The 22,411-nt window shown below is 34.3% G+C and carries 19 protein-coding genes; 8 read left to right on the plus strand and 11 right to left on the minus strand.

The features are described from left to right. Positions 1–160 precede the first annotated feature (160 nt). Positions 161–394 carry a membrane protein insertion efficiency factor YidD gene (gene yidD / locus LC076_RS16820; protein ID WP_226670269.1) on the plus strand — a complete coding sequence of 78 codons (234 nt, stop codon included), beginning with the start codon at positions 161–163 and terminating at the stop codon, positions 392–394. Between the two features lie 17 nt (positions 395–411). Here the strand turns inward: yidD and LC076_RS16825 are convergent, their stop codons facing one another. Continuing rightward, entirely contained in the window at positions 412–972 is a 561-nt protein-coding gene (locus LC076_RS16825; RefSeq protein ID WP_226670270.1) for a beta-class carbonic anhydrase, read from the minus strand. A 467-nt stretch (positions 973–1,439) separates the two neighbouring features. On the opposite strand from LC076_RS16825, the gene LC076_RS16830 reads away from it, so the two are divergent. The 4 genes from LC076_RS16830 to LC076_RS16845 all read left to right on the plus strand — a co-directional run bounded on the left by LC076_RS16830 (position 1,440) and on the right by LC076_RS16845 (position 5,579). Beyond that, entirely contained in the window at positions 1,440–2,489 is a 1,050-nt protein-coding gene (locus LC076_RS16830) for a metal ABC transporter solute-binding protein, Zn/Mn family (RefSeq protein ID WP_226670271.1), read from the plus strand. A 262-nt stretch (positions 2,490–2,751) separates the two neighbouring features. Next, positions 2,752–4,107, plus strand: a complete 1,356-nt coding sequence (locus LC076_RS16835; protein ID WP_226670272.1) for a cytochrome ubiquinol oxidase subunit I — start codon at positions 2,752–2,754, stop codon at positions 4,105–4,107. 22 nt (positions 4,108–4,129) lie between these two features. After that, positions 4,130–5,170, plus strand: coding sequence for a cytochrome d ubiquinol oxidase subunit II (locus LC076_RS16840; RefSeq protein ID WP_226670273.1), 1,041 nt, complete (start codon positions 4,130–4,132; stop codon positions 5,168–5,170). A gap of 223 nt (positions 5,171–5,393) precedes the next feature. After that, positions 5,394–5,579: a hypothetical protein gene (locus tag LC076_RS16845; protein WP_226670274.1), complete on the plus strand. Its 186-nt coding sequence runs from the start codon at positions 5,394–5,396 to the stop codon at positions 5,577–5,579. Positions 5,580–5,794: 215 nt separating this feature from the next. Here LC076_RS16845 and LC076_RS16850 read toward each other — a convergent pair whose 3' ends face one another. The 10 genes from LC076_RS16850 to LC076_RS16895 form a co-directional block, all read right to left on the minus strand. Next, positions 5,795–6,703: a metal ABC transporter permease gene (locus tag LC076_RS16850; RefSeq protein WP_226670275.1), complete on the minus strand. Its 909-nt coding sequence runs from the start codon at positions 6,701–6,703 to the stop codon at positions 5,795–5,797. Next, the gene (locus LC076_RS16855) at positions 6,703–8,010 is read right to left on the minus strand and encodes a metal ABC transporter permease (RefSeq protein WP_226670276.1); all 1,308 of its coding nucleotides are present in this window, start codon (positions 8,008–8,010) and stop codon (positions 6,703–6,705) included. Before LC076_RS16855 ends, LC076_RS16850 begins: the two co-directional genes overlap by 1 nt. Before the next feature lie 85 nt (positions 8,011–8,095). Further along, positions 8,096–8,851: a metal ABC transporter ATP-binding protein gene (locus tag LC076_RS16860; protein ID WP_226670277.1), complete on the minus strand. Its 756-nt coding sequence runs from the start codon at positions 8,849–8,851 to the stop codon at positions 8,096–8,098. A 234-nt stretch (positions 8,852–9,085) separates the two neighbouring features. After that, positions 9,086–10,012 (minus strand): metal ABC transporter solute-binding protein, Zn/Mn family, encoded by a 927-nt coding sequence (locus tag LC076_RS16865; protein WP_226670278.1) that lies wholly within the window; start codon positions 10,010–10,012, stop codon positions 9,086–9,088. A 1,159-nt stretch (positions 10,013–11,171) separates the two neighbouring features. Continuing rightward, complete coding sequence (gene menC, locus LC076_RS16870) at positions 11,172–12,296, minus strand: o-succinylbenzoate synthase (protein WP_226670279.1); 1,125 nt, start codon at positions 12,294–12,296, stop codon at positions 11,172–11,174. Then, positions 12,283–13,770 (minus strand): o-succinylbenzoate--CoA ligase, encoded by a 1,488-nt coding sequence (locus LC076_RS16875; protein ID WP_226670280.1) that lies wholly within the window; start codon positions 13,768–13,770, stop codon positions 12,283–12,285. Before LC076_RS16875 ends, menC begins: the two co-directional genes overlap by 14 nt. 164 nt (positions 13,771–13,934) lie before the next feature. Continuing rightward, a complete protein-coding gene (gene menB, locus LC076_RS16880) occupies positions 13,935–14,753 on the minus strand; it encodes a 1,4-dihydroxy-2-naphthoyl-CoA synthase (RefSeq protein WP_146950797.1) in 819 nt (272 codons plus the stop codon). Positions 14,754–14,765: 12 nt separating this feature from the next. Further along, positions 14,766–15,590: a 2-succinyl-6-hydroxy-2,4-cyclohexadiene-1-carboxylate synthase gene (gene menH / locus LC076_RS16885; protein ID WP_226670281.1), complete on the minus strand. Its 825-nt coding sequence runs from the start codon at positions 15,588–15,590 to the stop codon at positions 14,766–14,768. Continuing rightward, the gene (menD, locus tag LC076_RS16890; protein WP_226670282.1) at positions 15,580–17,334 is read right to left on the minus strand and encodes a 2-succinyl-5-enolpyruvyl-6-hydroxy-3-cyclohexene-1-carboxylic-acid synthase; all 1,755 of its coding nucleotides are present in this window, start codon (positions 17,332–17,334) and stop codon (positions 15,580–15,582) included. Before menD ends, menH begins: the two co-directional genes overlap by 11 nt. Then, positions 17,327–18,739 (minus strand): isochorismate synthase MenF, encoded by a 1,413-nt coding sequence (locus LC076_RS16895; RefSeq protein ID WP_226670283.1) that lies wholly within the window; start codon positions 18,737–18,739, stop codon positions 17,327–17,329. Before LC076_RS16895 ends, menD begins: the two co-directional genes overlap by 8 nt. Before the next feature lie 475 nt (positions 18,740–19,214). Here LC076_RS16895 and LC076_RS16900 point away from each other — a divergent pair, with 475 nt between their 5' ends. The 3 genes from LC076_RS16900 to LC076_RS16910 all read left to right on the plus strand — a co-directional run bounded on the left by LC076_RS16900 (position 19,215) and on the right by LC076_RS16910 (position 22,375). Then, entirely contained in the window at positions 19,215–20,147 is a 933-nt protein-coding gene (locus tag LC076_RS16900) for a 1,4-dihydroxy-2-naphthoate polyprenyltransferase (protein WP_226670284.1), read from the plus strand. Positions 20,148–20,263: 116 nt separating this feature from the next. Then, positions 20,264–21,019: a TraR/DksA C4-type zinc finger protein gene (locus LC076_RS16905; RefSeq protein WP_226670285.1), complete on the plus strand. Its 756-nt coding sequence runs from the start codon at positions 20,264–20,266 to the stop codon at positions 21,017–21,019. Between the two features lie 567 nt (positions 21,020–21,586). Further along, positions 21,587–22,375, plus strand: coding sequence for a TIGR00266 family protein (locus LC076_RS16910; RefSeq protein ID WP_226670286.1), 789 nt, complete (start codon positions 21,587–21,589; stop codon positions 22,373–22,375). Positions 22,376–22,411: the final 36 nt, after the last annotated feature.

Consider the following 22,411-nt stretch of genomic DNA (forward strand, 5'->3'; position numbering starts at 1 on the left):
TACAATTTCATTATCTAAGGTAAGTCTAAAAATAGCGCATATAGATCTATTTTTAGTATGATAGATAAGAGTAACAATAACGATCGATTTTAGATGCATTAATGTAAATAGCTAATAAAAAGGAATATTGAAAAAATTCAAAATAAAAGAAGGTACTGTAATGAAACATGTCTTTATAGCTCTTATTCGCTTTTATCAGAAATTCATCTCTCCATTAACACCGCCCACCTGCCGCTTTTACCCTACATGCTCACATTATGGATTAGAAGCATTTAGGCGTTTCGGTTTTTGGAAAGGATTTTATCTCACATTTCTACGAATTACTAAATGTCATCCATTTCATCCAGGTGGTTTTGATCCCGTTCCTGAAAAAAAGAATCGAGATCAAGAGTAAAAATAAAAAAACAAATATTATTCGTAACCATTCACTACAACATCTAGCTTACCTGTTGCAGGATCGATCACAAGACCGTGTACTGGAATGTTTTCTGCTAAAAGTGGATGGTTTTTTATTTTATCAACACTGTCTCGAACACTATCTTCAACCTTATCAAAACCTTCTAGCCATTTATGTAAATCTACACCAGAATATTTTAATACATCAATTTTTTCTTGTGAAATTCCTTTTTCCGTCGCTTTTGATAAAAAGGATTCTGCATTAAGTTTACTCATCCCACAATCATGATGACCAACAACACAAATTTCATCAGCATTTAATTCATAAACAGCCACTAATATACTGCGCATGATACTACCAAATGGATGAGCAACAATAGCACCAGCACTTTTAACGATTTTAACATCACCATTCTTAAAGTTCATTGCCTGTGGTAATAGTTCCACTAATCTAGTGTCCATACAGGATAAGATAACAAGCTTCTTCTCCGGAAATTTTGTCGTCTCAAACTTTTCGAACTCTTTATCAGTTACAAATTTTTCATTATGAACTAAAATTTCTTCAACAATTCTCATTTCTGAATCCTCCACTATTTTATTTTCTATGTTAAAACTCAATGTTGATTTTTTATCCTCTGTTCATTTGGTCTGAATAGATAAAGCGCCAACTTAGATACACTCTTTACTTCCTCAACGAAAGTAATACCTATAAGGAAAATCAACAACAAAGTTTAACAAAGCTTATTAAATAAATATATCATAACTCTTGTATTTTAACTATTAATCAGGTATTATATCAATTGTACAAATCGTAATTATTACTATTTAATTCTTCAACACTCATAAAATTTAGAAAACAGTGATACATTGAGAATCACTGTTAGGTCTTGGACCAATCTCAGAGAGCGTTCATTTCTTGCTGAATTTTATAGTACATTTTAAATCAATCAATTTTTTAAAAATTTGGTTCTCAAATCGGAATGATTAAGATATAATAAGTTAGTCTTAATCGTAATCATACTGATTTGTTGAAAGGAGAAAAAATGAAAAATCGAATATTATTTTCAAGCTTTATCTTTCTTATGTCTGTTTTATTAGTTGCATGTAATTCAGATAATCAACAGTCTACGAATAGTAACTCTGAGAAAGAAACTGAATCTAACAAAATCAAAGTCTATACAACGATTTTCCCACTTGAAGACTTCACAAAAAAAATAGGTGGCGATTTAATTGAGGTTGAAAGTGTGTTACCACCAGGAGTTGATGGTCACACATATGAGCCAACAACAAAAACAATGGTTGACATTGCCAAGTCTGATGGTTTTATTTATTCCGGTGTAGGCATTGAAAGCTTCGCTGAAAAAGTACAAAAATCCCTTCAAAAAGAAGATGTAGCATTTATAAATGCCGGTGAAGGTATTGAACTTTCAGATATCGAACACTTGGGGGAAGAAGCTGCACATGAAGATGAGCATGCTGACGAAGAAGACACACACGACGATGAACATGCCGACGAAGAAGCCGCACATGAAGATGAGCATGCTAATGAAGAAGCTGAACATAATCACGGTGACTTAGATCCCCATGTTTGGTTAGATCCAATCCTAGCTATCCAACTAGCTGAAAATATTAAAAATGCTCTAATCGAGATAGATCCATCTGGAAAAGATACATTTGAAGATAATTTCCAAGATTTAAAAACACAACTTGAAGAATTAGATCACTCTTTTGAGGAATTAGTTGCTAATTCTAATAAAAAAGAAATACTTGTGTCACATGCAGCTTATGGTTACTGGGAAACAAGATATGGTATTGAACAAATTAGTGTTTTAGGACTTTCACCAACAGAAGAGCCTTCTCAAAAAGAATTACAGAACATCATAGAAACAGCAAAAGAACATGACATTAAGTATATAATTTTCGAAACAAATGTAAGCAGTAATGTGACTGATATTGTTCAAACAGAAATAGGTGCTGAAGCTCTTACTTTAAATAATCTAGAATCGATTACAGAAGAAGATTCAAAAAACAACGAAGATTATTTCAGTCTAATGTCTAGAAACTTAAAAACTTTAGAGCAAGCATTAAATTAATAGCTAAAAAGATGAGCAGAAACGATGCTCATCTTTTTTTATTACATCAATTATGTGTTACAGGATCACAATGCTGAAATCAGCCGTCTTACTATTCATTACAATCGTGGATATGAAAAAGCCAATGTTTCTAAACACCTCCCTCCTTCATTCACTAAAGAATCACATCTCCCAATCAATCATTTTTTATAAGAATATTATTTAGAAAATAGTGGACACTATGGTTGTTTAAGACAAGGAAGGAAAAGAAAGGCGGATCTTGATGGATGATTTAGTATTGGCACGATCATTGTTTGGAACAACGATGGGATTTCACATTATCTTTGCTACATTGGGTGTTGGTCTTCCATTAATGATACTTTGTGCAGAGCTCCTTTTTCAAAAAACAAAGGATCAGGACTATGCAATTATGGCAAGACGTTGGACTAAGGGTCAGGCAGTACTTCTGGGTGTTGCCATTCCCACAGGAACTATTGCCGGTGTCCAACTTGCTTTATTATGGCCTGGTTTCATGGAGGTAATTGGAAAGGTAATGGCTCTACCATTTCAGATTGAAATTTATGCTTTCTTTATTGAAGCTTTGTTTATGTCTATTTATGTTTACGCTGCTGATCGAATTTCTCCTAAAATGAGAATTATAAGTGTATCACTAGTGCTTCTAGGTGCTAGTGCCTCAGCTGTCTTAATTACAAATGTACATGCCTTTGAAGGAACACCTGCTGGATTTCGGATAGATAACGGTGAAATTACAGATGTTGATCCATGGGCAGCATTTTTTAATCCTAGCTTTTTTATTTCCGCTGCACATGTCGCTGTTTCCGCATATATGACAGGCGCTTTTATGATTAGTACAATTGCTGCATTTAAAATGTTAAAAAGTAGAAAAAACGAACGCGTATATCAATTCCATCGAAAAGCTTTGATTCTTAGCCTTGTCATTGGAGGGATTTTTTCTTTTCTAACGGCTATTAATGGTCATGAATCAGCACAAATGTTACATGAATATCAACCAGAAAAGCTTGCAGCTGCTGAAGGACTTTTCGAAACACAAGATTATGCACCTCTAGCCATCGGAGGTTTTACAGATCGTGAATCACAAGAAATTAAATATGGAATTGAAATTCCGTGGGCTCTTAGTTTCTTAGCAGGAAATAGCTTTGATACTGTTGTTGTTGGCTTAAATGATTTTCCAGAAGAATATTGGCCTCCATTGTTTGTTCACACATTATTTAATGCCATGGTCCTGATTGGAAGCTTTTTAATCTTTTTGTCAATTGCTGGGTTTGCATGGTACAAGTTATTAAAAAAACAACATTTCCCCAAACTTTTTATGTATGCGTTTGTTTTAGCAGGTCCTTTATCGATATTATCAATTGAATTTGGTTGGATATTTGCGTGTACTGGTAGACAACCTTGGGTGATCTATCGAATATTAGCTACAGAGGATGTTGTCACAGGATCTACTCAAATTGGCTTATTATTTATCCTGTTTTCTCTCATTTACCTCATTTTAGGTATAGCTGTTTTAGCTGTCTTAAAATATTACTTTAAAAGACATCCTGTTGAAGACGAACTTGATGGTGGTGTACCAAACAACAATAGCGTAAGTATTTACTAATATGAGAAAAGGGTGAATCATCATGACAGCAGATTCATTACTAGCTATAACAGTTCTATGGGGCTTTGTGTTCATCTATGCCGTTATGGCAACAATGGATTTTGGCGCAGGATTTTGGTCAATGATTTATATTAATAAAGAAAAAACAAATGCAACAAATATTGCGAACCGCTACCTTTCTCCTACATGGGAGGTTACAAATGTATTTATAGTAGCCATTGTTATAGCATTAGTCAGTTTTTTTCCAGGAGCAACTTTCATCCTAGGAACCGTCTTGCTTTTACCTGGAAGTTTTATTTTAATACTTCTTGCATTACGAAGTGGATTTTTAGTATTTTCGCATGTAGCAAAAGATTATGAAAAAGCATTAACATATGTTTCTGGAATTTCAGGATTTATTATTCCCGCTTTGCTTATGCTTGTTCTACCAATCACACATGGTGAATATATCGAAGTTGTTAATGGAGTACATCAACTTCAATTTGGAGCTATGTTTACAAGTCCTAATATCTATGCTTTCATGGCTTTTGCCATAAGCAGTACCCTTTTTCTTTCCTCCTTATTACTTGCTGATTATTCTAATGTGGCTGGTGAACCGGAAGCATATCGCGTCTATCGTCGTGATGCCATCATACTTGGTCCAATTTCTTTGCTCATGGCATTTTTGATCATGTTCACATTAAAAACAGAAGCAAATTGGCTTTACACAAATATGCTTGAATATACACCTTTCTTAATTGGCTCTGTTTCCTTTTTTGTTATTGCTGGAGCAGCTATGTTTCTACCGTCTAAAAAGCATAAGCTTGCAATAGGAAGACCTCGTTTAGCAGTAGTTGCTGTGACGATTCAATATTTATTGGCAAGCTTGGCCTATGGTAGAGCACATCTTCCATATATGATTTACCCTGATGTGACAATCCTGTCTGGGTTTACACATCCTAATACGTTTAGAACGTTAATTATTACTTATCTTGTAGGCTTTTTAATCCTTTTTCCTGGCTTTATTTACTTTTGGAAATTATTTATGAAAGATAAACGCTATTTAAAGCAAAATGAATCTTAACTAGTAATTTCTTGGCTTTGTTAAACTTCATTGTTGATTTTCGTACCATACATTCGATTTCATGAGATTAAAACAACTTCTTCCTAGAACCACTTACCTAAGTCATATATTCACCTCTAGCTAAGTGCTGAAAATGAATATTCAGCTTTATAATATTCAAAGCATAAATATTTTTCACAGTTATAACAAATGCTACTATAGTAAATTTTAAGGGGGAATCATGATGAGAGAAGATTTAATCGAAGCGTTTCGTAATGATGTAAAAAACTCTAGTGCTGATTCATTTCCAATGTTTGTTGATTCATTTACAAACATTTGGGATTATGAATTTGGTTCTTTAGATGATCTTCCACATGATGTAGATCAACTTGTTGCTAATAGAGCCGTTGAATATGGGTTAATGGAATAAACAAAAGAGGCGAACTCATAATTAGAGTTTGCCTCTTTTGTTAAAGCTGTTTTCGTATACTTTGTTGCTTTTTAATACTTGTTGGAAACAGCACGATATAAAGTCTAGCGGCATCTTTTCTTCATAAAATAGTACCCTTATAGTGGAAAAACTCTGTTTTTACTCCAAATTTTGGTTACATAGCAACAATCGTTCAGAAAAGAGCCTTTGTTAAACTACATTGTTGTTGTGGTTGAAGTAGTAGATGTTGTTTTTCTAAGTTTTTTCTGTGCTTGTTTTTTAGCAATGATTCCATGCTTTGGCGAAAACAAGAAGGCTAAAGCAAAAAGTACCCCTGTTGATGACGCCATCGCACCTGCAATAGACACATTTAATAATGTAGCAACATAATACCCTGAAATGGCGGAAAACACACCTATCCCCGCACTTATAAACAACATATTCAGGAGTTTATCTGTTAATAAATAAGCTGTTGAAGCAGGAACAATTAACATCGCAACAACTAAAATCGCTCCAACACTGTCAAAGGAAGCAACAGTAGTAATAGAAAGCATTCCCATCTGTAGGTAATGGATGAATAAAACAGGAATTCCTATTGCTACCGCCATTTCTGGATCAAAAGAGCTAATCTTAAATTCTTTATAAAAAAAGATGATGATCAGTAGGTTTACAAGAAATACAAATGAAAGTAGCCATACTGCTTTAGGACCTAAATCCATCCCAAACATCTCTACAGTATCCCATGGTATAAACGTAATTTCCCCCATTAAGGCGTGATCTACATCTAAGTGGATATTGCCTGCAAAAAGAGATAGCAAAACAACACCAACCGCAAATAAAGAAGTGAACACTATACCAATAGCTGCGTCTGCTTGAACTCCTTTTCCATTTAACACTTGAACTAGCAATGCTGTTAAAAGACCAACGACAACGGCCCCAATCAGTAACGCAGGCCCATCTAAGCTGCGACTTACCAAATAGCCACCGACAATTCCTAACAAAACAGTGTGTGATATAGCGTCAGCAAGCATGGCCATCTTTCTCAACACTAGGAAACATCCTATCATGGCACAAGTAATGCCCACTAACGAACCAGTAACGATTATCCATGCATCATATGACATTACACCATCAGCCTCCTATTACTAATGTTAGCTGATCTTGGTATTAAAAGTGGTGATCTGTTGTGTGTGCGTAATAATTTCAAAAGTTGTTCTTTTGTTTCCTTTGAAATATTTTGGAGATTAAGATCATCACGTGTTTTTAATTCTAAATGTGCAAATTCCATTTCATGCATTAAATACATTTCAAACAATCGTTGTCGTAAGACAAGTTCATATCCTGCTTCAATCCCTTTATCTGTCAGCATCCACGTATTATTTTCTTCTTTTTTAATAAAACCTTTTTTATTTAATTCATTGTTAGAATGTTGAAAAAGACGAAGTGGTACCTTTCTTTTCTGTAGAATTTCTTCATCAGTAATTCCTCGTAAATTTCCACCTTCTGCAATATCATATATACTAAGAAGCACTTGATCTACAGCTGTTTTTTTACGCAAAGATATTTGTTTCACTGCTTTAGCCAGTAATCCTCGATTTGGTGCAAATATTAGAGAAAGTAAAAACATAATTGTTGCAGCAATAATGATAAGAGGTCCTGTAGCCATGCCCTTCATAATTGTGCTTAATAAAGTCCCTGCTACACCTGATAATCCACCAATTAATCCAGATATAATGATCATATAACTCAGTTTATCTGTCCAATAACGTGCACTAATGGCAGGAGTGATTAACATGGCTGCCATCAAAACTACCCCAACTGTTTGTAATCCTATGACCACTGAGCAAACGATGAGCATTAATAGCAATCCATTAAAGAAACTAACAGGAATCCCAAGACCTTTGGCAAACTGAGGATCAAAGGTTAATAATTTAAATTCTTTATAAAAGATCGCAGTGATCACTAATAAAATGAAAGAGATAATCGAGATTAGTTGGACATCTGCTCCTACCATAGAAGCTGCCTGACCAAAGATAAAATCATCTAACCCACTTTGATTTCCTGAACCATTGTGTTGAATATAGGTTAATAACACAATGCCAAAACCAAAGAAGACTGAAATAATAATTCCCAATGCTGAGTCTTCTTTTATCCTTGAATGATTAATAATCATTTGAATAATAAAAGAAGAGATTAATGCTGCTATCGCAGCACCAACTAAAAACCAGATAAGCGACTTTGATCCATATATGAGAAAGGCAATACATACACCTGGCAATGCAGCATGTGCCATCGCATCTCCAATTAAACTTTGCTTTCTTAATAAGGTAAAACTTCCAACAACACCACTAGTTATTCCAAGAAGCATTGTTCCTAGTAAAACCCATTGTGTATTAGGGTTTTGTAGTTGTAATAATATGGATTCAATCATTTTGCTTCACTCCTATTTTTTTTATGAAGCAGATGTGAAGGAACTCCACATCCTTTGAGGATTTTTTTAAAAAAACTTTATAGCCTTAACTATTTTTTTCATCAACTAACAGGGATTTATCTTGTAAAAACGTTAATTTCCCACCATAAGTTTTTTGTAAATTATCTATTGTAAATGTTTCTTTTGTTGTTCCAAAGGCAACTGTTCTCATATTCAACAGCAGCACCCAATCAAAATATTCATCAACAGTTTGTAAATCATGATGAACAACAAGTACTGTTTTTCCTTTTGCTTTTAATTCATTAAGAAGAGCAATAATCGCTTTCTCAGTTGCAGCATCAACACCAACAAAAGGTTCATCCATAAAATACACATCAGCATCTTGAGCTAATGCTCTCGCTAAAAATACTCGCTGCTGTTGACCACCTGATAATTGACTAATTTGTCGATTTTCATATTCAAGCATACCTACTTTATTTAGACAATCTCTTGCAAATTCTACATCCTTTTTGCTAGGTCGTTTAAACCAACCAACATGACCATACCTTCCCATCAGAACTACATCTAGTGCATTTGTTGGGAAATCCCAATCAACTGATCCTCTTTGCGGTACATAACCCACTCGCTTCCGACTTTTTTTGTAGTCATTTCCATAGATCTTTACCTCACCAGAAGCAGAAGGAATCAATCCCAGGATACCTTTAATTAACGTTGATTTACCTGCGCCATTCGGACCAATAATGCCAATTAACTTTCCTTCTGGAACTTCAAAACTTACCTCCTGAAGAACAGGCTTTTGATGATATGCGATTGTTAAATTCTCAACTTGGACAGGAAACATCTATAAACACCAACCTTATTTTCTGTTTAGTGAAGACTCTGTTTCAGTAAAATTATTGCATTAAAATCGAACTTATATTAACGTCACAGAACTTAAATATCCTGATCGCTATGGTATAAATTAAATCAATGCAACAAATTACTTAGAATTGGTCTTTGGATAACATAAAGCTTTAGTAGAAAATGCAATTTCTCTAAAGCTTTATATTTATACATTTGTAAATATATATTTAACTTATTTAAGAGACCCAACAATTGTGTCAACATTATGTTTAAACATCCCAAGATACGTTCCTTCTTCAGTGCCATCTTTACCCATTGCGTCAGAGAAAAGTTCCCCACCAATGACTACATCATGATTTTGTTTTTGAGCACCTTCGACTACAGCACTAATAGAATTTTCTGAAATACTACTTTCTACAAATACAGCTTTTATCTTCCGATCGACCAAGGTATCTACTAAAACTTGAACATCTCTCAAGCCATAGTCAGAATCCGTGCTCAGCCCCTGTAATCCCATAACCTCTAAGCCATAAGCGTGACCAAAGTATTTAAACGCATCATGAGCAGTAACTAACACACGACTTTCATCAGGAATTGTCTGGATTTGTTTCTTTGCATACTCATCCAACTCTTCTAGCTCTTTCTTGTAGTTTGTAGCATTTTCCTTAAAAAGCTCCTTATGATCTGGAGATAGCTTAGAAAGTTCCTGTTCAACAGCATCAACAACAACAATCCATGCTTGAATATCAAACCAAATATGTGGATCATGAGCATCTGAATCATCTGCTCCTAATAACATTTCTTCTGGGACAGAATCACCTACTGCAACAGTTGGTTTATCTTTTGACATCTTTTGAAAGATGGTATCCATTTTCCCTTCTAAATGAAGGCCATTATAAAAGATAATATCTGCTTCATCTAATTTTTTAATATCTCCTTGTGAAGCTTGATAAAGATGAGGATCAACACCAGGTCCCATTAATGACTCCACTTTTACCTTATCTCCGCCTACATTTTTGACAACATCTGCAACTTGACCTGTTGTAGCTGTAACATTGATTTCATCTAAATCTTCAGTTGTTGTATCCTCACTATTACATCCTGCCAAAAGCCCTATTGCAACTATTGCTACAACTACACTCGTTAACCATTTTTTCATCTCTAATTCCTCCACTCATTTTTATTTAGCTTTGTTAGTTTTTTGTTGAATAGTCTACTTACAGGATAGATAACTAGACTTATTTATCCACTTTGGTCATTAACATAGCTATTTTTTAAGGTGTGAACTGTACTAGATAGACAATAAATCTGTCTCTTTTTACAAGGCTAATTGTTAAACTTTTAGTATCGATTTCTGTTTCAATCAAATTCTCTTTCCGCTTGTAGAATAGACCCCCACTTAAAATGTTTAAGTATTCATTGGTTTTCAATCTCTAAACAAGCGTCACATGTCCTAAGCTACGACAAATAAATATCCCTTGTTTTAGAAATTGTTCAGGCTGTTTAGTTAACAGAACCTATAACAAAAGTAGTTTATGATCTATATGTAGGATATGTGCCAATGTTTTAGTTTATATCACTTTTTGTTTATCAAACTAAAAAAGTTTCCTTAGTACAAAAATAATGGATCGATCCATACTTGTCAACTTTATATTTTAATAATTTCATAACATAGTCACTTTTTAAGGTTCTTTCAAAGTTTATGGCTCGAATCATTCAATTGATGGTTCTTTCCTATAAGCAAAAGCTTTCACAAAGTAATCTTTAAAACAAGGTTATGTTAAAGCTCAATAATGTTTTTTAGTCCTTTGTGAAAGGCTCTTTTCTGAATGATTGTTGCTAATTGACGTATTTCTCTGTTAGAAACAGTGTTTTCATTGCATAAATAGTACTATTCTAAAGAAAAGATGCCACTAGACTTTATATAGTGCTTTTTCCAAAGTATTAAAAAGCAACAAAGTATACGAAAACAGCCTTGTGAAATGAAACTCCATCATCACATTGGGAAACTTTCAGCCGCACAGCTAGCAAGAAGTCTCGCCATCCTAGGAATTTTTGAAGAGTTATGCAAAAAAAAGAGTCTAGCTCAAGTACGTGTTTATCCAAACACATACATGAGTTAGACTCAGGAAATAGGAGCAGAAAGAGAAACTTATTTCATTATTTTTGAAAAAGATTCTTCTTCCTACTCATTATAATTCGCTGTAAGGGAAACTTACTAATCGATAAAAACGAGTTTTGGTCAGAAATATATAATATAAAATTCAATTTTGGTTTTAAAGAAAATTCAATTTTATAAGCAATTTTTCAGCCAAAAATCATTTTTCTATATCATCAGGATCAATGATTATCAAAGATTTCCGAAGTTTCTTAATAACTTCCATATTCACCTTAAATCCAATACCTATTTGTTTTGGGACATTTATCATCCCGTTTTCTGCTTTGATTTCTGGTTGAACAAGATCTTCTTCCCAATACCTTGTGGAAGAAGAAATATCCCCAGGAATTGTGAAATTAGCTAATGATGCTAAAGCAATATTATGGGCACGAGATATACCTGTTTCTAACATCCCACCACACCAAACAGGAATACTTCTTTTTTGACATAGATCATGTATTTTCTTGGACTCAGTTAATCCACCTACTCTGCCTGGTTTTATATTAATCACTCTACAACTTCCTAATTCAATTGCCTGTTTTGCATCTTCACTACTCACAATACTTTCATCAAGACAAATTGGCGTTTTTAGTTTTTCTTGAAGCTTAGCATGATCAATAATATCATCTGATCCAAGTGGCTGTTCGATCATCATCAACTGAAATTGATCAAGCTCTTTTAGTCTATCAACATCTTTTAATGTATAAGCAGAATTAGCATCTGCCATTAAAGGTAAGTTAGGAAAATGTTTTTTGATATCCTCAATGATCTTAATATCCTGTTTTGGAGAAATTTTAATTTTAAAACGTTTATATCCTTCCTCAACATAACAACTAATTTGCTCAATCATGTTTGGTGTTGAGGAAATTCCAATAACTACGCCACAATCAATGACTTCTTTTGTGCCGCCCAAAGCCATTGATAGTGATATTTTCTGTTTTTTGGCATAAAGATCCCAAATTGCTGCTTCAATAGATGCTTTAGCCATATTATTACGTTTTATTTTCTTGAAAATATTCTGTAAATCATCTGGGTGATTTATAGTCTGTTTCACAATTAAAGGAATTAATATATCTTTTAAAAGATGGAGGCTAGTAAAAATTGTTTCCTCTGTATACCATGGTGTAGAAAAGGCAACTACCTCACCCCATCCTGTAAATCCTTCTTCGTCAATTACTTCAACAAGTATGCTTTCACGATTTGTGACATGGCCAATACTCGAAGTAAATGGAGTTTTTAAGTTTTGAGTAATCGTATGTAATATGACTTGTTTAATTTTTATCATATCTCATATCCTTTAATGATTCTTTTAGCATTCTACGAAGTAATTTATTTGAAGAATTCCTAGGAAGCTCATTCATCCTTGTGATCTCTTTAGGTATTTTATATGATGCCAAATGTTTAGAGCAATGATTCTGTAATTCTTCCTTGCTAATTTGCTCCTTCAAAACAACAAATGCATGAGGAACCTCTCCCCATTTATTATCGATCATCCCTATTACACCTGCATCAGTGACATAGGGATGTGACAACAAAACAGCTTCAATTTCTGCAGGATACACATTTTCTCCACCAGAAATAATTAAATCGGATCGCCGATCTAGAACAAATAAAAAACCATCTTTATCTTTAAATCCTATATCACCCGTATGAAGCCAGTTGTTTGATAGCGAATCAGCTGTAGCTTCTTGTCTATTCCAATAGCCTTTTGTCACATTTGGTCCTTTAACAAGAATTTCTCCTTCTTCATTTGCCCTACATTCCTTACCATTTTTCTCGATTTTGATTTCACATGAAAATAACGGCTTACCAGCTGATCCTAATTTTTCAAGACTATATTCAGGTGACAATGTTGCAATTTGTGAAGCCGTTTCCGTCATACCATATGTTTGAAAAACTGGTATCTCTCGGTCAATACATTGAGTCAGAATTGATTTAGGAACAGGACCGCCTCCAGCTAACATACACCGAAAGCTTGATGGGTATTTTTTGGAGCCTAGATGTTCTAGCATTTGTTGCAGCATCGTTGTTACAACTGATACAATAGTTACTTTTTCGTTTAATATGGCTTCATTCATACTCTTCGCATCAAAACGTTCATGTAATACAATACTTGTACCATATATCACACTTCGAATGGTGATGGATAGACCACTAATATGAAAAAGAGGTACTGCTAATAACCATCGATCATTCATCTGCAAACCTAGATTTAACGCAGATCCTATTGCACTAGACCAGTGATTACCAAAGGTTTGCAATACCCCCTTTGGATTACCTGTTGTTCCAGAAGTATACATAATTGTTGCGACCTGATTAAATGTATAGTCTTGAACAGCATTTACATTACCTACTGATTTTTCTTTAGTAGATCGTTGCTCACTTATAATAATTGGTAAAGCCCGATCAATTTCTTCAACTTTATGTTTTAAATCTTCATTACATATTAAGTGGGTAGCTTCTGCATCAGTAACTTGCCATGCTAATTCTTGATTAGATAGGCGTGTATTCAATAAAACAGCAGTTGCACCTATTGCAAAAAGCGCATGAATTGTTTCGATCATTTCAATACTATTCTTCATTAATACCGCAACATGTTGTCCTTTTTGAATATGTATAGATAAAAAGTAATTAACTCGTTGTTGAACATTTTCATAAAGTTGTCCGTATGTAATTTCTTTTGTTTTTGTTTTAATTGCTAATCTCTTGGGTGTTAATTCTGCTCGTTGTTTTAACCAATTAGGCATAGATTGATCCATTATTAGCCCTCCAAACATGAATAAAAACAGCCTGATGAGTTTGTATCATCAAGCTGTTTTTTGTTGTCTTTGGTTATGCTTACTCACCTGTTGATTGGTTATCTTTAAAAGCTTTACCAATTGACTAACAGCAAGTTACCACGTGCTTTACCAATGACATATTTTTAAGGAAAACGTGGGAATTGCTTAAAGTCTGGATCACGTTTGTCTTTAAATGCATCGCGTCCCTCTTTAGCTTCATCTGTTGTGTAATAGAGCAATGTAGCATCTCCAGCAAATTGCTGAATACCAGCAAGACCATCTGTATCAGCATTAAATGCTGCTTTTAAGAAGCGAATAGCTGTTGGACTTTTTTCTAGGATTTCTTCACACCATTGAACCGTTTCTTCTTCTAATTTTTCTAATGGTACAACTGTATTAACTAATCCCATGTCCAATGCTTCTTGTGCATTATATTGTCTACATAAGAACCAAATTTCACGCGCTTTTTTATGGCCTACGATACGCGCTAGATATCCTGAACCATAACCAGCATCAAAGCTACCAACCTTTGGACCAGTTTGTCCAAACACTGCATTATCTGCTGCAATTGTTAGATCACAAACAATGTGAAGAACATGACCGCCACCAATAGCATATCCTGCAACCATAGCAATAACAGGCTTTGGAATAACACGAATTAATCTTTGTAAATCTAGAACATTTAATCGTGGAATTTGATCGTCTCCAACATATCCACCATGACCTCTAACCTTTTGATCTCCACCTGAACAAAACGCTTTTCCACCTTCACCTGTTAAAATGATTACGCCTACGTTTTGATCATCTCTAGCATAAGCAAATGCATCAATTAATTCCATTACCGTTTTTGGAGTAAATGCATTATGTACATGAGGACGATTAATTGAGATTTTTGCTATACCATTATATGTTTGATAAAGAATTTCTTCATACTTTCTTTCTGAAACCCATTCAATTGCCATTTCTATTTCCTCCTATTCAAAAAGATCATTTCTACTACTTAGAAACTCATTTACTATTTTACCAAAAAAATGAGGTTGTTCTACATGAATTGCATGACCTGTAGAATTTATTTCTTTAATTATAGAATTTTCTAGTAGATTTTGCATCTTTTTTGCTATTTCACAAAACTTTTTATCTTGCTCTCCACATAGTATGAGTACAGGTATTTTCAAACATGAAAGCTTAGTCCATAAAGACGGTTGAGTGCCTGTTCCCATACCCATTAAGCTATTAGACAAACCTACGGGTGAATTTTTTAATCTTTGCTTTCTTATTCTTTCCCTTTTTTCAGCAGGCAGTCGCTTTTGTGATAAAAACAGGGGAATGTTTTCCCACTTGTTCACAAATTCTACTATACCTTTTCTAGTAATTTCTTCTGCTAGCTTCTGATCTGCATGCTTACGATCTTCTCTTAAGACAGAATCATCGATTCCTGGAGAACTGCTCTCAAGAATCAATCTTTTTACTCGCTTTGGGTAGGCTGTAGCAAATGATAGCGCTAATCTTCCTCCCATTGAATAGCCTAACATATATACGCGATCAAGGTGAAGATTATCCAATATCGTTACTATATCTTCAACCACTTCCTTCATAGTATACCTTGAGGAATCAAGAGGACTCTCAGTTTCCCCATGACCGATAATATCAATTAGTAAAATGTTGTAAGATGGAAATTCTTTCACCACTTCTATCCAGCTTTTTGTTGATCCTGTAAATCCATGAAGAAGAACAAGGGTATCAGCATCCTCGTTGTTTGTTGTCACTTCAACATGATATTCGATACCTCTAATTTTCATCGTTCAACACTTTTCTTATTTCCTGGGAAACATGATCTAACAATTCCCGATGAACTTTGACACGAGTGTTTCGGTTTGTTTGAACTTCGAGAACTTTCAACCCTTTATTAGACCACGTTTGTTCAAAATAAGATTGGAATTCTTCCCAACTGTTAATTTTTTTAAAATCTCCACCGTACATGTCAACAACTTTTGAATAATCTAATTCAGTTGGCGTTCCATATAGTCTTTCAAAATGTTTTTCTTCAGATGATTGCGGTAAAAATGAGAAAATACCTCCTCCATCATTATTCACTAAAATAATGGTAAGATTCAGCTTGTTCATTTTTGCTGCTAACAGTCCATTTAAATCATGATAAAAAGACAAATCTCCTATTAAAAGAAAGGTAGGTTTACTTTGATCTGCACTAATACCCAATGCAGTTGAAATGACCCCATCAATTCCATTAGCACCTCTATTACAGTAAAATTCAATATCCTTTAATGTATTCCTAAAAAAGGTATCAAGATCACGTATTGGCATACTGTTTCCAACAACCAATTTACATTGATTAGGAAGAGCTTTTTGCAGAGCTTGTACAACTTTCCCTTCAAAGAGTTCTGTGATATTTTCTAGACTTTCTTCTATTGTATGATCATGAATTGACTGAGATAAAACCCATTTTTCATAATAGCTTGATGTATTCCGTTTAGGGAGTACTTTAATCAACTCTTTACAAAATAACTCTTCTTCATAGGAAATTAAGTGTGAAGAATTTAAAGTTGGATCTCGATATTCACCACTAGAATCAACAACAATTTGCTTAATATCAGGATTATTTTTCAGCATTTTCATTAAAGGTTTTGACACTGGCATAGCACCAAATCGAATAACAATCGTAGGTTTTAAAGTGTCTACAATAGCTGGATACTTTAACAATGTATCATAGCTATCAATGATTCCATTTTTATTATGTTTCCCTCCGCGCATCTGTGATAGTGGATCCGCTAATATTGGGTAACTTAAACATTTTGAAAGTAGAAGCACTTCTTCTGTATATGATGTTTTTTGATTATCACCACATATGATGATTCCTTTTTGTTCACTTTCAAAGAGTTCAACGATTGATTGAATATCTTCTTCTCTCAATGAAGTTATTCCAGCAGTTGTATGTAAGTAATTCTTTCTATTTTCATGTGTGTCCCATAAGTTTTGCAACTTAAGATTAGGAATTAGTGGTTCTCTAAACGGAAAATTCAAATGAACAACACCTTGAGGATTTGTACTTGATATTCCAACGGCTCTTCCTGCTATTGTCCGAGAATATCTAAGCATGTCATCATTACTCTCTGGTAATGAAAGATCAACAAACCATTTTGAATAGTTTCCATACATATTAATTTGATTTATCGCCTGTGGAGCTCCGACATCTCTTAACTCATGAGGTCGATCTGCAGTTAAGATTAATAATGGAACTCTTGAATAATGTGCTTCAACGATAGCTGGATAATAATTTGCAGCAGCTGTACCTGATGTGCATAGTAAGGCTACAGGCTTTTTCCCTGACTTGGCCAAGCCAAGAGCAAAAAAGCCTGCTGATCTTTCATCTATGTTAATATATGATGTTAAATCTGGATGTTCTAACATTAACATTGCAAGAGGAGTAGACCGAGACCCAGGACTTATCACAATCTGCTTAACTCCTGCTCGTGAAAGTTCATCAACAAAACTGGCTACATAGCGTGTAAATGAATCCTCACTCATTATCTATCCCTCCTAGCGCAGACATCATTGGTTTTAGTTTCATTTTTGTTTCAAGGTATTCAGATTTCGGATTAGATTCTTCGACAATTCCACAGCCAGCAAATAGCGCTACATTATGACCTTCGATTAAACCTGAGCGGATAGCCACAACGAATTCTCCGTTATCTTCATCGTCTAGCCAACCTATAGGGGCAGCATACCAGCCTCTATGCATTGGTTCTAGCTCTCTAATCTTTTCAATTGCTTTTTCTTTTGGAAAACCACCAAGAGCAGGTGTAGGATGAAGCTTTTCCACTATTGAAAGCAATGAATAGCCTTTTTGAACATAGCCCTTAACAGGAGTATAAAGATGTTGAATGTTCTTTGTTTTAAAAAGTGTTGGCAATTTTGGTGAAATCACCTCATAGCAACAATTCGTTAATGCTTTTTTAATCATCTTTACAACAATATCATGTTCAATTAAATTTTTAGCATCACTTAACAGTTGTTCTCCTAGTTCGATATCAAGTTCTTTTGTTTTACCTCTTTTAATTGATCCGGCCAAACATGTAGAAAGCACTTCATTGTCTTGCTTCTTAATTAAACGTTCAGGTGTAGCCCCAACAAAATGCTGCAAGCCATTTTCAAAACCAAAAACAAAACTTGTCGGCTGTTCTTTCTGCAGTCGACTTAACACTTGATAAGGATTTACCTTATCAGTAAATTTCAAGTGAACTTCTCTGGCTAAAACAACTTTATCCATTTCTTTCAAACGAATATCATTTGTAGCCTTTTCAACCGCTTTAAGCCATTGTGATGTTTTATATTCAATTGTTGAAAATTCGTTAACCTTTTCACAATCTATTTGATAATGAGATATGTTTAGAGAATATGACTGCTCAAAGTGTTTTAAACAAGATAATAAATCATCATGTGGTGTGACCAATTTATTCACTGTAAGAAACGTTTTATTATTTACTATTGTCACCATCATTGTTGGTAACATGAATTTTGCCTCAGAAAAAGCGTCCCATAATGGATCTTTTTCTTTTATAGGATCAAATGAAAATCCACCAAAAAGAAGTGGACCTGTTCCATTTTGTCTTTCTTTGTCTTTATCATGTATAACTCTTTTATTAAAACGCTTCCATTCTTTTTCAATTGCCGAAAAGCGTTCAGTTGTAGAATAGTTATTTTCTAAAATAAGTTCATTTCCAACACCTACTAATGTAAAGTCACGTTCAGGTGTTGACCAAATAAACCGTTCTCCCAAAAAAAGTTCTTCACAAGAAGCTAAGAAATGTAGGGGGTCAATTGCATCCACTTCTCTTATGCGACTTACGATGACCGACTGATTCGTTTGCTTTGCCTCTTCCAATGATTGTTGTATTAATTCTTTTATTGTATGATCCAAAGTTGTTATCAAGCTTATCCCCCCGACACCGAAAAATTGCTTTTATAAAGATACACCTAGCAAGAAGGCGTGTCAATAGTATCTATTTTTAAGTCTCTATTTTGAAAAGTTTTTCACTGTTTGACACTAATTATGTGTTAAGAACTATTTATTATCACATAAAAGAGACCATAATATTTAAGAAAGTTATGACTAGACTTTATGCATTACTGTTAACTTCTAATATAAAATGCAGCAAGGTTTAAGAAAACAGTCATTTTAAATAAATAAGACTAAAAATCGTTTTATATCCTTATTATATATCTTGAAGAACAGGATTAAAATGAAAACGTATCGAACAATTACTGATTTTATAGGAACAACTGGTAATAATAAGCTAAAATGACAATATGAAAAAACATTGACACCCTTAGGTTATTTTTCTAAACTATGTTATGGAGTCGTTTCTATGAACTTTTTGTTTTTCGCTAAAAAAAGGAGAGATCGTATGCAACCTCAAACATCGCCGCACCTTTCCTCTGTTAACAAGGAAACAGGCTGGAAAGTTTGGTGGATGCTTCTTCGTCCACATACTTTATCAGCAGCTTTTATTCCTGTTACAATTGGAACTGTGATCGCTTTGCATGAAGGATCCATAAAGCTCTCATTATTCATCGCAATGCTTATTGCTTCTATTTTAATACAAGCAGCGACAAATATGTTTAATGAGTACTTTGATTATAAACGTGGTTTAGATACAGAAGCATCTGTTGGAATTGGTGGTGCGATTGTACGAAATGGAATTAAAGCAAAAACAGTTTTGAAATTAGCTTTTGCCTTTTTTCTTGTCGCAACATTAATTGGAATTTATATATGTTTCATGTCATCTTGGTGGATAGCAGCTGTTGGTGTTATTTGTATGTTAGCCGGTTACTTTTATACAGGTGGACCTATTCCCATTGCTTACACACCATTTGGTGAGATTGTAGCTGGATTTTTCATGGGTAATGTTATTGTATTAATAGCCTACTATATCCAAACTCAAACCATTACAGGGAAAGTTTTCTTGATCTCAATTCCAATCGCCATATTAGTTGGAGCAATCTTAACAGCCAACAATATTCGTGATCTTGATGGTGATAAAGAAAACGGTAGAAAAACGTTAGCAATATTGTTAGGAAAAAGAAACTCAATTATTTTCCTAGCAGGAATGTTTATCACTTCATACCTTATCATTTTTGTTTTATTATTTATAGGATTTACAAGTTTTTGGTCATTACTTGTTCTCCTGAGCATACCAAAAGCTTATTCGGCAGTAAAACAATTTATTGGCAAAACTCAACCAATAGAAATGATGCCAGCAATGAAAGCAACTGCTCAAACGAATATTCAATTTGGATTTTTACTTGCACTCGGTTTATTAATAAGTCATTTTATTTAAAAACACGGATATTTCCTCCGTGTTTTTTTGTACATTTTTTAACAATCATGTTTTGCCTTAAACTGCTCATAATAGGTATAGAACGAGAATATAGGAAGGAGCGTGGAATCAATACTATGCTTAATTCACAACAAGTAGAAACCTTCCGTTCACAGCTTTCATCAATGAAACAAGAAATTCATCAACGCTTTGAAATGACAGGACATTTCGGGCTAGAGGAATCACATCCACATGAATCTATTGGTGAGCTTTCTAGCTATGATAATCATCCAGCTGATGATGCTACTGCATTATATGAGCGTGAAAAAGATATTGCACTTAATGAACATACAGAAGAAGAGCTTGCTGATATTGAGAGAGCTCTACAGGCAATTGATAAAGGAACTTATGGAAAATGTGAGGTATGCGGAATTGATATTGCTCTTGAAAGACTTGAAGTGATTCCGACAGCTACTACCTGTAAAGAGCATGCACCAGAGCAGGTTGTTTCACACAACAGACCTGTTGAAGAAGGTGTGTTAATGCCACCTTTTGGAAAATTTAATTATGATGAACAAGACGAAAATGTTGCATTTGATGCAGAAGACGCCTATCAAATTGTCAATAGCTTTGGCTCTTCCGAAACACCATCTGATCTTTCCAATCCACAAGATCACTATAATGATGTTTATATGGAATCAGATGAACCAGACGGATATGTTGAGGATTATGAAAACTTCATTGGTACTGATATAGAAGGGAAGGAAATAACTATTTTTCCTTCACAGCTCCATGAACAGTATGAGGATATGTTAGATGAAGAAGGACTTATGACAACATTTGGTGATTTACCACCTTATGAAAAAGACCCGTATACTGAAGATAAGGCATAACTGGGACATAATTAAAGAAGTTATTCAAAAAGACGAATAAATCTAAATCAGTTAAGTTGAAGAAACAAGTTCGTTTCATTGCGGTGCAGACACTCCATTCTCCGGGGAGGAAGCTAAGCCTCCTCAGCTACGCCTGCTTAGGTCTTAGCCTTTCCTCTATTCCCGTAGTAGTGTCTTTCGCTCCATTCCACTAGTTTTTAAAAATAGTATACAAAATCAAAAAAGTAAATAAAAACCCGAATTATTAGGCGAATGATTAATTGATATCTTACCTAATAATTCGGGTTTATCATTAGTTTTAAAACTTATGTCACAGCCTCTTCCATTTATTCAAATTTGGAATATTATAGGAATTAACATCTTTATCTGATTGAACAAGTGTATCATCGCTTCAAAGAGACAATCTTTAGAAGAAAAAATGCCACTATCTTTAGATAGAGATGTTTCAAATCAAATGAGATTCTTAAAACAATAAAGTTTACGAAAATACCTATTATTTATTAATTAAGAAGGGAAATTGTTTCTTTTAGCGAATTTAATGGTATCTACATATTTGGAGGGATAAAGTTGAACGCACATGAAATTGATTACGTATTGCATGGAGATGATATGCAATGTGTAGAAATTGAATTAGATCCAAATGAAAGTGTTGTTGCTGAAGCTGGTGGAATGATGATGATGGAAGATGGTATTGATATGGAAACCATTTTTGGAGATGGTGACAATAATCAAAAGGGATTTTTAGGAAAGCTTGTAGGTGCAGGAAAACGTGTTATTACAGGGGAAAGCTTGTTTATGACTGTTTTTACAAATAAAACCGGAGCTGGAAAGAAGCGTGTTTCTTTTGCTGCTCCATACCCTGGAAAAATTATTCCTGTAGATTTAAGTGAACAAGGTGGAAAAGTAATCTGTCAAAAGGATTCTTTCCTTTGTGCTGCTAAAGGTGTTTCAATTGGTATTGATTTTCAAAAGAAATTAGGTACTGGCTTTTTTGGTGGTGAAGGTTTTATTATGCAAAAGCTTGAAGGAGATGGCTTAGCATTTTTACACGCTGGTGGAACAATTATTCGCAGAGACTTACAACCAGGTGAGAAACTACGTATCGATACTGGCTGTCTTGTCGCACTTAGTAAAGAAGTAGATTATAATATCGAATATGTTGGAAAAATTAAATCAGCATTTTTCGGTGGAGAAGGACTGTTTTTTGCAACTGTCCAAGGACCTGGTACAGTATGGATTCAAACACTTCCATTTAGCCGCTTAGCGGATCGTGTTATTGCTAGCGCCCCATCTGCTGGGGGAGATTCACGTGGAGAAGGTAGTGTACTTGGAGGGCTTGGTAGGTTATTAGACTAATAATTTTCACCATTTACTAAGCCTAAAATTGTTAAC

The organism is Metabacillus litoralis (genome assembly GCF_020524045.1).
Classification (GTDB): Bacteria; Bacillota; Bacilli; order Bacillales; family Bacillaceae; genus Metabacillus; species Metabacillus litoralis_C.